Genomic DNA, 11,956 nt, shown 5'->3' with positions numbered 1-11,956 from the left:
CATGAAGAAGGTAGTCGCTCCGGCGATCGCCGCCGCCGTGGTCCTCGCCGCGGTCGGCGCGGGCAAGGCCGGCGGATCCGGCTCGGACTCCGTCGAGGTGGTCGCGATGTTCGGCGACGCCAGCCCGCTGCAGCCCGGCAACGTGGTCAAGGCCGCCGGCGTCGACGTAGGCACGATCGAGGCGATCGAGGTCGTCGGCGGGAAGGCCGAGGTCACGATGCGCGTCGACCGCGCGGCCCTGCCGCTGCACTCCGACGTGACGGCGACGATCACCACCCAGGACCTCCTCGGCGAGCGCTTCGTCGCGTTGGACCGCGGCTCCGCGGACGCCCCGGAGCTCTCCGCGCCGATGGTGATCCCGGAGAAGCAGACCTCGCGCGTCGTGGACCTGCAAGACGTCCTGAACGCGGTCGACACGCCCACGGCGCAGGGCCTCTCGGCCCTGCTCACCGAGAGCGGAGAGGCGCTGCGCGGTCATGGCGAGAAGGCCGACAAGGCGCTCGCCGCACTGGCGCCCGCACTCCGCCAGGCCGACGACCTGGCGGCCATCCTGCGTGACCAGAACGACCTCCTCGGTCGGCTGGTGGACAACGCTCAGCCGGTCGCTTCGGCGCTCGCGACGGGGGACGGCAAGGCCATGGACGACCTGGTCGACTCTGCCACGCGGCTCCTCGAGAGCCTCACAGCCGAGCGCCAGGCGCTACGGACCTCGCTCGCCGAGCTGCCCTCGACGCTCACCAGCGCCCGCGCCACCCTCGCGGAGCTGGCCGGAGTGGCGACGCCCGCGACGCGGACCCTGCGCACCCTTCGCCCGGTCACCGGTGACCTCGAGCAGATCAGCAAGGAGCTGACCCGGTTCGCCGCCGCGGCCGACCCCGCGCTGGGCTCGCTGCCTCCCGTCCTGAAGGAGGCCGAACGGCTCCTCGACCAGGCCGCACCCGTCGTGGCTGCGCTGCGCAGCGGTGGCGACGGCCTCGTCTCCTCGGCCCGGTCCGCCGACCAGCTCTCCGACGTGGCGCTGAGCGGGAAGAGCCTCACCGACCTCATGGAGTTCGCGAAGGGATGGTCGCTCGCGACGAGCGACTACGACGCGATCAGCCACTACTTCAAGGCGATGGTTCCGCTGTCTCCGAATGCACTGGGAGACACCGCGGCGGGCCTGCTGCCCGCCCTGCCCGACAACATCCTGCACGACCTGCCGGTTCCGAGCGCACCCGATCTTCAGCTCCCGGGTCGCAGCGACGACGAAGTGGACGCCGGAGCCGGCGACGCGCCCGAAGCTCCGCCCGCACCGGACCCGAGCGGGCTCGGCGGACTCCTCTCCGGCCTTCTCGGCGGTAAGAAGGCGCAGAGCGCCACCGGACTCTCCTCCGCGCAGGAGCAGAGCCTGATCCAGCAGATCCTCGGAGGCTTGCGATGAGCACCACCGTCACACCCGAGCTGCGCAACCGCGCGTTCGCCTTCCGGGCCGGACTCATCGTCCTCGCGGCGATCGCGATCCTGGTCTACATCACGTTCAAGGCGCAGACCGGCATGCCCTTCCGCGCCACCACGACCGTGAAGGCGAGGATCGCCGACGTCCACTCCCTGAAGGTCAACGACGCCGTGCGCCAGCACAGCTCGCGGATCGGCCGCGTCAGCGCCATCGACTACGTCGACGGAGCGGCCCTGGTCACGATGGAGCTGGACGGCGACGTCGACGTCTACCGCGACGCGAGCGCCGCGATCTGGGACCTGTCGGCGCTGGCCACCAAGTTCGTCGAGCTCGACCCGGGTACGGCTTCCTCCGGAGCCCTCGGCAGCACGCCGATCGGACTCGACCGCACGGTGGAGTCCTCCGATCTCTACGAGATCCTCGACGTGCTCGACGAGCCGACCCGCGCGCAGGCGACGAGCACGCTGCGCGAGGTGGGCGGCGGCATGGCCGGCCACGGACAGGACCTCGCTGCCTTCCTGGCGAGCGCCCCGGACGTGCTGCGCGACCTCGGCGCCGTGTCCGCGTCGCTCTCGTCGAAGGACGCCGACCTTCCCCAGCTGCTCGCCGAGGCGCAGACCCTGGCCGGCCGGTTCGAGGGTCGCGAGGACGAGCTCGCCGGACTGGTGGACCAGACCGCGCAGACGCTCTCGGCGGTGTCCGTGGACGACGCCACGCCGCTGCACGACACCCTGCTCCGCCTGCCCCGCGCACTGTCCACCACCCGCCGTGCGATGGACGACCTGCGCCGACCGCTCGCGAACACGCGCAAGGCCGTGACGGCCCTCGAGCCCGGCGGGGTGGCGCTGGCGCGCTCCGAGCGCGACCTTCGCAGCTTCCTGCGTGACTCCGTACCTGTCGCCCACCAGGTCCCGGCAGTGGCGGACCAGGCCGTTCCGGCCGTGAAGTCGCTGGCCGGCGCGATGGCCGACGCACGACCGTTGGCACCTCCGGCGGCCCAGGCGGTGAACGACCTGATGACGCCCTTGCGGGTGCTCGCGCCCTACGCCTCCGACATGGCGTCGCTCTTCCTGCGCGGTGCCAGCTTCGTCTCGCAGGGCCCGAACCCCGGCGTCCGGTACGCGCGCCTCGGCGTCAGCCCGGGGGTCAACACCCTCACCGGCGGCCTGATCAGCTCGCGTGACCTTCCGCAGAACCAGTACCCGAAGCCGGGTGAGGCCGAGAACGACCGCGCCAAGGGCCTGTTGCCCGTCGGCCTGCAGTTCGGATTGGTGAAGTGATGACGACCCGTACGCAGCGCCTCGGCCGCCTCGCGACCGCCTCGCCCAAGGCCAAGGGCATCACCGTCTTGGTGATCCTGCTCCTGTTCACCCTGGTCGCGTTCAACCGGCCGCGCGTCGAGACCACCCTCGCCGGCGGCGAGATGCTCAACGCCGAGTTCAGCCGGGCCTACAAGCTCGCGCCGTACCAGAGCGTCGTGAAGCTCGCCGGCGTGCAGGTCGGCATGGTCGTCGCGGTCGACGACGCCGAGAACGGCTCGGTCGTCCAGATGAAGCTGGACGACGGCATCCTCGAGAAGCTGGGGACGGCGCCGCGCGCCAACATCCGGCCCACCCTGGTGCTGGGCGGCAAGTACTACGTCGAGCTGGTCCGCGAGGGACAGGCCGGGCAGCCGGCGGCGGGCAGCACCATCCCGGTGAAGCGGACGTCGGTCCCGGTCGAGCTCGACCGCGTGCTCTCGGCCGTGACCCCCGACGCCGCCCACTCCATCGGGGGCACGGTGCAGAGCCTCGACGCCACCTTCGACGAGCCGGGCCGCAAGGCGACACAGCGGCTCCTGGACGACGGCCCCGCAACCCTGCGGGGGACCAAGCAGGTCCTCGCCGGCCTGCGTGGCAACCGTCCGGAGGACGACCTGACCGGCGTCGTCGTCGGGCTGCAGAACACCGCCGCGGCCCTGAACCGGGAACCGGGCCAGTGGCGGGGGATCCTCGACGACCTGGCCACCACGTCGGCCGCCCTCGCCGACAGTGCCCGGCCCCTCGCGGCCGCGATCGACGACGGACCCGCGACGCTGACCCAGACCCAGGCCGGGCTCGCCGACCTCGACGGCACCCTCGAGCGCCTCGAGGAGACCGCGAGGTCCTTCCGGCCGAGCGCGCGGGAGCTGGCGCCCCTGCTGGCCGACCTGGACCCGGTCCTGGTGCGCGCCCGACCGGTCCTCGCCGACGCGCGGGCGGTCGCCCGGGACGCTCGGCCGGTGGTCCAGGACCTCGTGCCGACGTCGGTCGACGCCACCGCGCTGCTCGACGACGTCTCCGGACCGGTCCTCGAGCGGCTCAGCGGGCCGGTGACCAAGGCGGTGCTCTCGCCGTGGCACGGCTCCGGGGTCTACCAGGGCGGTGGCAACGACCACCGCCTCTACGAGGAGACCGGCTACCTGCTCGCGAACTTCGCCGACGTCTTCAAGTACCACGACAAGAACGGCGCGATGGGGCGCCTGATGGCCGGGGTCGGCCTGAGCACGCCGGGCGGCATCCTCGGCTACTCCCTCGAGGAGATCCTGGAGGGCTCCGGCCTCCGCCTGCCGGCCGGTCCGCAGGAGGGCGCGAACGAGGGCGAGCCGGCACCGCCGCTCGGCTCCGCGCCGCCGTACGTCGACCGATCGGGCGGTAGTTCGGGTCTCCCCGACCTCGCCCTGCCGCTCGTGACCGAGGGAGACAAGTGATGAGGGAGAACAGCGGCTTCGCGGCATGGCTCGAGCGGATGCGTACGGTTCCGGGCCTCGGCCGGGACGCCGGCGCGCTCGCCGCCATGATCGTCCTGGGTCTCGTCGCGACGGTGATCATCAAGGCCCAGCTCGGTGGGTCGGTGCCGTGGGCCGACACCACGACCGTGCGCGCCGAGGTCGCCGAGGTGCCCGGACTCAATCCGGACAGCCAGAACAGCGTGACGATCGCCGGTGTGAAGGTCGGCTCCGTTACGCAGACCGAGGCGACCGACCGGGGGACCGCCCTGGTGACGATGGTCCTCGACGGCGACTACTCGGTGCACCGGGACGCCCGCGTCGTGCTGCGGCCGAAGAACGCGCTCAACGAGATGCAGGTCGAGCTCAACCCGGGGACCTCGAAGGCCGGTGCCCTCGGCGAGGCGACGATCCCGGTCGACCAGACCTCGCGCCCGGTCCAGGCCGACGAGGTGCTCTCGCACCTCGACGAACGCTCGCAGGTGGCGCTGACCGACCTGCTCCTGGAGTCCGACACCGCCCTGGCCCGCGCGCCCGAGGCCCTGCCGGAGGGCCTCGACGCCACGTCGGACACGTTGCGGACCTTGCGTCCGGTGGTCGCCGAGCTGCAGGACCGGCGCGAGAAGATCGCCGACCTGGTCTCTGCCCTGTCGACGATCTCGACGGCCGTCGGTGAGAACGACGAGCGGATCACCCGGCTGGCGACGGCGACGAGCGGAACGCTCTCGACCCTGGCCGCCAGCGACGACCAGCTCCGGTCCAGCCTGCGCACCCTGCCCGGTTTCACCGACGAGCTGCGCAACGCCCTGCGCAGCACCCAGGACCTGACCGGGCAGCTCGACCCGACCCTGGACGGACTCCACGCGGCCTCGGCGGAGCTCCCGCGCTCGCTCAAGCGCTTCCGCTCGACGGTCGGGAATCTCGACCGGACCGTGCGTGCCGCCCAGCCCGCGCTCGACAAGGCCGTGCCGGTGGTCTCCGACCTGCGGCCGCTGGTCGGCGACGTCCGCACGTCGCTCGCGCCCCTCACCCGGATCGGCAGCAGGCTCGACGGCGACACCCGCACGGTCATGACCTACCTGACCGCGCTCAAGGCGTTCGTCTACAACACCTCGTCGGTCTTCGGCGCGGGTGACACCAACGGCAGCATCATCCGCGGCCACCTCATGGTCCCGCTTCCCGGCGCCGCCGTCCTGCCGAACTCGTTGACCCAGGGTCGAGGAGACCAGTGATGAAGAAGATCATGAGCGGCGCCCGGGGCCGCACCGTCGTCCTGCTCGCCTTCCTGGCCACCTGTGGGCTCGGGTTCGCCTGGCTCCTGGGCGGAACCGGCGTCAAGCGCCCCGGCCTCGACTCGGGGGAGTACGTCGCCAGTGTCGTCGTCGGCGACGTCGACAACCTGGTGCACGCGAGCCAGGTGCAGGTCGCCGGCGTCAAGGTCGGAACGGTCCGCGGCGTCGAGCAGGTCGAGGGCGGGGTGCGGATCGACTTCACGGTGGACGACGCCGTCGCGCCTCTCCACGACGGGGTCAAGGTGCGGGTCGGCGAGCGTTCGCTCGTGGGAGAGACCTACCTGGAGGTCACCGACGGGAAGGGCGCCAGCCTCGCCTCGGGGACGGATCTTCCCGCCGAGGCGGTGCAGCCCAGCGTCCAGCTCCGCGACGTGCTGGCCGGCCTCGACGCACCGACGCGGGCCAAGGCGAGCAAGCTGCTCCGCTCGCTCGGTGCGTCGACCGAGGGCGCCGGCAAGGACGTCGGGGCCCTGCTCGAGGGACTGGGCGACCTCGGCGAGGAGGGACACACGGCCCTCGACGCGATCGCCGCCCAGTCCGAGGACCTCGAGGTCCTCGCCCGGCGCACGACGCAGGTGCTCGACGCGCTCGACACGGGTCAGGGCCAGCTCGCGAGTCTGGTCAGTGACGCGAACCGGCTGACCCGGGCCACCGCCGGTCAGCGCTCGTCGATCGAGGCGACCATGCGCAAGGCGCCGTCCGTGCTGGACTCCGCCACCAAGGCGACGGCGTCGCTCTCGGGGCTCGCGGGCGCCTTGGACCCCGTGGCCGGCGACCTGAGGGTCGCGGCGCCGTACCTCACCACCGCGCTGCGTGAGCTGCCTGCGACCACCGACGACCTCGACGGCATGCTGGCGCCGCTGTCGAGCGTGCTCGACCGGGCACCGTCCACCCTGACGAGGGTGCCCACCACCAGCGCCGACATCAGCAGGATCGCGCCGACGGCGACCTCCACGCTCGCCGACGTCAACCCGATGCTGGCCTATGTCGAGCCCTACGGTCTGGACCTCGCGGCGTACTTCGCCAACTTCAACGCGGTCCTCAACTACCGCGACGAGAACGGCGCCTACTACCTGCGGCTCACGCCCTTGGTCAACACCCACTCGCCGCAGCTGCCGATCTCGACCAACGGGCTGCTCGGCAACTACACCAACGCCTACCCGGCGCCCGGAGCGGGCGCACGCCCCGGCCCGTTCGAGGGCAAGTACCCGCGCGTCGAGCGTCAGGAGAAGTGAGGTGCCCGTGCGCGCCCTGCTCCGCCTGGCCGTCGTCGGCCTCCTGCTGGCCGGCATCGGCCTGGGTCTGGCTCGGGTGCGCACCGACACCACGGCCTCGTCCTTCCTGCCGGGGGACGACGCGGCCCAGGTGGCGACGTCGGCGGCCGCCCGCTCGTTCGGCGGGGACCCCGTCGTCGTCGTGGCGGAGTCCGCGACCGACGGCGCCCTGCTCGGGCCCGACGAGCTGCTCAAGCTCGTCGGACTCGAGGGCGCCCTCGCGCAGCTGCCGGACGTCTCGGTCGTCTACGGTCCCGGCACGGTGCTCAACCAGATCGCGACCCAGGCCCGCAACCTGCTGGCGACGATCAGCGGTCGGCGCGACGCCCTGCAGCAGCTGGCGCGCGAGCGGGCACGGGCCCAGGGCCTGAACCGGGCAGCAGCGCAGCGCGCGGCCGAGGCGGCGGTACGCCGCTACGACCGTCGCTACGGAGGGCTCCTGGTCCAGGGACTGCCGGCCGGCCTGCCGACCTTGCGCAACCCCGGCTTCGCGAAGGCCGTGGTCTTCGACGAGGACGGCACGCCCCGCCAGCAGTGGCGTTTCGTCGTGCCCCGGCGCGATGCGGTCGCCGTGATCGTGCGACCGCGGGAGGGGCTCGACCAGGCCGCCACGGATCGGCTGGTCGCCGCCGTCTCCGCCGCCGTCGACGACGCCGGCCTGGCCACCGACCGCGTGACGGTCACCGGCATGCCCGTCGTCGCGGCCGGTCTCGCCGACGTGCTCAAGCGCGAGATGCCGGTGATCGGCGGTGTCGCGCTCGCGCTGACGACCCTGTGCTACCTCCTGCTCCCGTGGATCCCGCGTTCGCCGCGGCGGGTGGTCCCCGTGCTCACCACGGGCCTCGCGACCGCGGCGACGCTCGCCGTGTTCGGCTGGCTCGACCATCCGGTCTCGCTCGGGGTGGTCGCCTTCCTGCCGATCCTGTTGGGCACCGGGAGCGACTTCCCGGCGTACCTGGTCCGCGGAGCCGACCGCCGCACCGTCGTGGTCGCCGGACTCGCCGCGGCATCGGGCTTCGCGACCCTCCTGCTCTCGCCGTTGCCGCTGGTGCGCGACCTGGGCATCGCTCTCGCGGTGGGGGTGGTCCTGACGCTCGCGCTGGGACTGGCCGTCTCCCGCCGGTACGGCGCTCCGACGACCGACGAGGCCGAGCCCGACCGGCCGGCGAGCCACCGGTCGCTCGGCCGGGCGCCCCGGCTGTCGCTGCTGGGCGCCGGGCTGGCGCTCGCGGCGATCGGGTGGGCGGTCCTCCCGGGGCTCGACATCGAGGCCGACCCCGAGCGGCTGATCGCGGGTGCGCCGGGCACGGCCGCGATCGACCATGCCGAGGAGGTCCTCGGCTCGTCGGGCGAGGTGCAGCTGCTCGTGCGGGGCGACGACGTGACCTCGCCCGAGACCCTCGCCTGGATGACCCAGGTCCAGGACGTGGTTGTGCGCCGGTTCGGCGACCGGCTGCACCTGATCGTGAGCCCTCCCTCGCTGCTGGGCTTCCTGGGCAGTGAGCCGACCTCGGTGCAGGTCGAGGCCGGCCTGGCCCAGGTTCCCGACTACCTGCGCGCGTCGGTGATCCGCGACGACCGCCGCCAAGCCGTGCTGAGCTTCGGGATCGAGCTCGGCGACGTCGCCGCCCAACGGGCACTGCTCGCCGACGTCCTCCGCGACGTGCCGCCGCCGCCGGACGGGGTCACCCTCGACCTGGCCGGTCTGCCGGTCGTCGCCGGCCGCAGCTACGCGCTGCTCTCGGAGCACCGCTACCTCCACGCGGGAGTCGGCATCGTGGCCGCAGGCCTGGTGCTGGCCCTGGGCCTGCGCCGTCGACGCGAGGCGCTCCTCGCGGTCGGCGCCGCAGTGCTGGCCACCGGCTGGGGCTTCCTGGTGGCCCAGCTGCTCGGGCTGCCGCTGACCCCGCTCACCCTCGCCCTGGGCTCGCTCGCGACCGCGACCGCCTGCGAGTTCACGGTGCTGCTCGGCGCCGCTCGGCACCGGCGGGTGCTCGTCCGCTCGGTCCTGGTGGCGGCCACGGCAGCCACGTCGGGCTACCTCGCCCTCGGTGCCTCCGACCTCGCCGTCATCCGCGGCTTCGGCCTGTTCCTCGCCGCGACCGTGGGGCTGTCCCTGCTCGCGTCGTACGTCGTCCGGCTGGTGCTGCCGTCGACCGCTACCGCCCGGCCCGCCCCGGTACAGCGGGCCACCCCCGCCCAACCGAGAGTCGAGGTGCTGGTGTGATCGTCGTCCGAGAGCTCCTGTCTGCCCCCTGGCGACGGATGGTGGCCGCCCTGGTCGCCGTGCTCGTCGTCTCCGGCGGCGCCGTGCTGGTGCACCACCGTCTCACCGCGCTCCCCGACGACGCCGTGCTGAGGTACGGCGATCGGGTCGTCACCGAGGCGGACCTCGAGAAGCACGTCGACACCCTCAACGCGCTGTACGGCGTCGCCGAGCCGGAACGGCGCGACGCCCAGGACGGGTTCAAGCGGGACGTGGCGAAGTCGATGGCCGTCGCGCTGATCCTCGACCGCGCGGCGAAGGACGAGGACATCGTGATCTCCGAGAGGTCCGCCCGGGACACCCTGGCCTCGATGCTCGAGACCCAGCTGGGTCCTGATCCGCGCAAGGCGTTCCAGGACCTGCTGACCGAGTTCGGGGTCAGCGAGGGCGACATCCTCGAGGAGATCCGCCGCCAGCAGGCGATCGCCCGGCTCTTCAAGGCGGTCACCCAGGACGCGGTGGACGAGGTGACGGCCGAGGAGGCGAAGGCGCTCTACGACGAGGATCCCAGCGCCTTCGAGGTGCCGGAGAAGCGGAAGATCGCGAACATCGTGGTCGCCACCCGCGACGAAGCCCAGGCGCTGGTCGCGTCGATTCACGAGGGGACCTCGTTCTCCTCGCTCGCGCGCGCCCGCTCGCTCGACGACGCGACGCGGGACAAAGGCGGGGTGCTCGGAACCGTCGGCGCCACCGAGCTCGACGAGACCTATGCCGCAGCGGCCTTCGCGGCCGGCGAGGGGGACACGTTCGGGCCGGTGCAGACGGCCTACGGCTGGAACGTCGGACGGGTCCTCGCCGTCGTCGCCGCTCGCCCCCGGGCCTACCAGGCCGTCGCTGCGGACGCGCTCGACGCCGTCCGCTCGGAGCGGGCGATGCGGACCTGGCGGTCCTGGCTCGCCGACCGGATCAAGGGCGCCGAGATCGAGTACGCCGACGCCTACCTGCCCGCTCATCCGGACGAGCCGCCGACCGAGGCGTCGCCGGCACGGGCGGTGGAGTGAGATGTCCGTGGTCGTGCCGATGGCGCTGTCGTGGGCGTTCCTCGCCCTGAGCCGGTGGGGCCGGCGCAACGTGGCGGAGCTGGTGCCGGTGACCCTCTCTGCGGAGCGTCGGGCCCGCGAGGAGCGGCGCCTGCTGAGGGGCGCCAGGTCGCTCCTCGTGCTGAGCGTCGTCTGCGCCCTGCTCGGCGCCGTCGAGCTCGTCTCGCAGGCGACCGGATGGCGCTGATCCCCCCGAGGGAGGGGGAACTCCCTCCCCAGCGGCGACGTGCGCCGCACCGCCTCGAAACCAGACTCTCCACGACCCGCTGACGGGCTGATTGCCGGACAAGGAGCACACGTTGACGACGCCACTGCGATCGACACTCGACGTGACGAGCGACGACTACCTCGAGAACCGCCGCGCCCAGGAGGCCGCGCTGGCCGAGCTGCAGGAGCAGCTCGACCTCGCGTGCTCCGGCGGTGGAGCGAAGTACGCCGACCGTCACCGGGCCCGAGGCCGCCTCCTCGCGAGGGAGCGGATCGAGATGCTGGTCGATCCCGATGCACCCTTCCTGGAGTTCTCGTCACTGGCTGCGTGGGGCACCCAGTTCCAGGTCGGCGCCAGCATCGTCACCGGTCTCGGCGTCGTCTCCGGCGTGGAGACGGTGATCATCGCGCACGACCCGACGGTCCGTGGCGGCACCATGAACCCGTACACGCTGCGCAAGAACCTGCGGGCCCTCGACATCGCCAAGCGGAACCGGCTCCCCGTGATCAACCTCGTGGAGTCCGGCGGCGCGGACCTGCCGACCCAGTCGGAGCTGTTCGTCCACGCCGGCAAGATCTTCCAGGGCCTCACGGAGCTCTCCGCGATGGGTGTTCCGACGCTCGCCCTGGTGTTCGGCAACTCGACGGCAGGCGGTGCCTACGTCCCCGGCATGTGCGACTACGCGGTGCTCGTGGACAAGCAGGCCAAGGTCTTCCTCGGCGGCCCCCCGCTGGTGAAGATGGCCACCGGCGAGGACGCCGACGACGAGGAGCTCGGCGGCGCCGACATGCACAGCCGGGTCTCGGGCCTGGGCGACCACTTCGCCGTCGACGAGCGCGACGCGATCCGGATCGGGCGCCGCATCATGGCGGAGATCAACTGGCGCAAGCTCGGTCCCGGGCCATCGATGCCCCCCGACGCGCCGCTGTACGACGAGGACGAGCTGCTGGGCATCGCCGCCGCCGACTTCCGCAAGCCGGTCGACCCTCGAGAGGTCATCGCCCGGGTCGTCGACGGCTCGCGCTTCGGTGAGTACAAGCCGTCGTACGGCACCGCGCTGACGACCGGCTGGGCCTCGGTGCACGGCTATCCGGTCGGGATCCTGGCCAACTCCCGCGGCATCCTGTTCAGCGAGGAGGCCCAGAAGGGCACGGAGTTCATCCTGCTGGCCAACCAGCTCGACATCCCGCTGCTCTTCCTGCACAACTGCACCGGCTTCATGGTCGGCAAGAGCTACGAGCAGGGCGGCATCATCAAGGACGGCGCGAAGATGATCAACGCCGTCACGAACAGCAAGGTGCCGCACATCAGCATCAACATGGGTGCGTCCTTCGGAGCGGGCAACTACGGCATGTCGGGCCGTGCCTTCGACCCCCGGTTCATGTTCTCGTGGGTCAACGCGAAGCTCGCCGTGATGGGCGCCCAGCAGCTGGCCGGGGTGCTCTCCATCGTCGGCCGTCAGGCGGCGGAGGCGGCCGGCCGCGAGTTCGACGTCGAGGCCGACGAGGCCCGGCGGATCCAGATCGAGGAGCAGATCGAGGCGGAGTCGCACTCGTTCTTCATCTCCTCCCGCCTGTACGACGACGGGGTCATCGACCCGCGCGACACGCGCACCGTCCTCGGCATGGCACTCTCCGCAGCTCACTCCCAGGTCGTCGAGGGAAGGCGCGGTTTCGGCGTCTTCCGCATGTGAAG

Annotated in this window: 9 protein-coding genes; all 9 read left to right on the top strand. The window is 72.3% G+C overall.

Going from position 1 to position 11,956, the window contains the following annotated elements; genetic code table 11:
* Position 1 precedes the first annotated feature (1 nt).
* Complete coding sequence (locus KU893_RS16945) at positions 2-1,420, top strand: MlaD family protein (RefSeq protein ID WP_218235554.1); 1,419 nt, start codon at positions 2-4, stop codon at positions 1,418-1,420.
* The gene (locus tag KU893_RS16940; protein ID WP_218235553.1) at positions 1,417-2,715 is read left to right on the top strand and encodes an MlaD family protein; all 1,299 of its coding nucleotides are present in this window, start codon (positions 1,417-1,419) and stop codon (positions 2,713-2,715) included. The genes KU893_RS16945 and KU893_RS16940 overlap by 4 nt, the downstream gene beginning before the upstream one ends.
* Positions 2,715-4,163: an MlaD family protein gene (locus KU893_RS16935; RefSeq protein WP_218235552.1), complete on the top strand. Its 1,449-nt coding sequence runs from the start codon at positions 2,715-2,717 to the stop codon at positions 4,161-4,163. The genes KU893_RS16940 and KU893_RS16935 overlap by 1 nt, the downstream gene beginning before the upstream one ends.
* The gene (locus tag KU893_RS16930) at positions 4,163-5,413 is read left to right on the top strand and encodes an MlaD family protein (RefSeq protein WP_218235551.1); all 1,251 of its coding nucleotides are present in this window, start codon (positions 4,163-4,165) and stop codon (positions 5,411-5,413) included. Before KU893_RS16935 ends, KU893_RS16930 begins: the two co-directional genes overlap by 1 nt.
* Positions 5,413-6,708 carry an MlaD family protein gene (locus tag KU893_RS16925; RefSeq protein WP_218235550.1) on the top strand — a complete coding sequence of 432 codons (1,296 nt, stop codon included), beginning with the start codon at positions 5,413-5,415 and terminating at the stop codon, positions 6,706-6,708. Before KU893_RS16930 ends, KU893_RS16925 begins: the two co-directional genes overlap by 1 nt.
* A 1-nt stretch (position 6,709) precedes the next feature.
* Entirely contained in the window at positions 6,710-8,974 is a 2,265-nt protein-coding gene (locus KU893_RS16920; RefSeq protein WP_218235549.1) for an MMPL family transporter, read from the top strand.
* Positions 8,971-10,014 (top strand): peptidyl-prolyl cis-trans isomerase, encoded by a 1,044-nt coding sequence (locus KU893_RS16915; RefSeq protein WP_218235548.1) that lies wholly within the window; start codon positions 8,971-8,973, stop codon positions 10,012-10,014. Before KU893_RS16920 ends, KU893_RS16915 begins: the two co-directional genes overlap by 4 nt.
* 1 nt (position 10,015) lies before the next feature.
* Complete coding sequence (locus KU893_RS16910) at positions 10,016-10,240, top strand: hypothetical protein (protein ID WP_218235547.1); 225 nt, start codon at positions 10,016-10,018, stop codon at positions 10,238-10,240.
* A 142-nt stretch (positions 10,241-10,382) separates the two neighbouring features.
* Complete coding sequence (locus tag KU893_RS16905) at positions 10,383-11,954, top strand: acyl-CoA carboxylase subunit beta (RefSeq protein ID WP_257441373.1); 1,572 nt, start codon at positions 10,383-10,385, stop codon at positions 11,952-11,954.
* Positions 11,955-11,956: the final 2 nt, after the last annotated feature.

This window comes from Nocardioides daeguensis (assembly GCF_019192965.1).
GTDB lineage: Bacteria > Actinomycetota > Actinomycetes > Propionibacteriales > Nocardioidaceae > Nocardioides > Nocardioides daeguensis.
This window is presented reverse-complemented; position numbering and strand designations above follow the sequence as displayed.

What these genes read in the sequence shown, in the direction of transcription:
- KU893_RS16910 (WP_218235547.1), top strand. Translation starts at nt 10,016, where the DNA reads ATGTCCGTGGTCGTGCCGATGGCGCTGTCGTGGGCGTTCCTCGCCCTG.
- KU893_RS16935 (WP_218235552.1), top strand. Translation starts at nt 2,715, where the DNA reads ATGACGACCCGTACGCAGCGCCTCGGCCGCCTCGCGACCGCCTCGCCC.
- KU893_RS16940 (WP_218235553.1), top strand. Translation starts at nt 1,417, where the DNA reads ATGAGCACCACCGTCACACCCGAGCTGCGCAACCGCGCGTTCGCCTTC.
- KU893_RS16925 (WP_218235550.1), top strand. Translation starts at nt 5,413, where the DNA reads ATGAAGAAGATCATGAGCGGCGCCCGGGGCCGCACCGTCGTCCTGCTC.
- KU893_RS16930 (WP_218235551.1), top strand. Translation starts at nt 4,163, where the DNA reads ATGAGGGAGAACAGCGGCTTCGCGGCATGGCTCGAGCGGATGCGTACG.
- KU893_RS16945 (WP_218235554.1), top strand. Translation starts at nt 2, where the DNA reads ATGAAGAAGGTAGTCGCTCCGGCGATCGCCGCCGCCGTGGTCCTCGCC.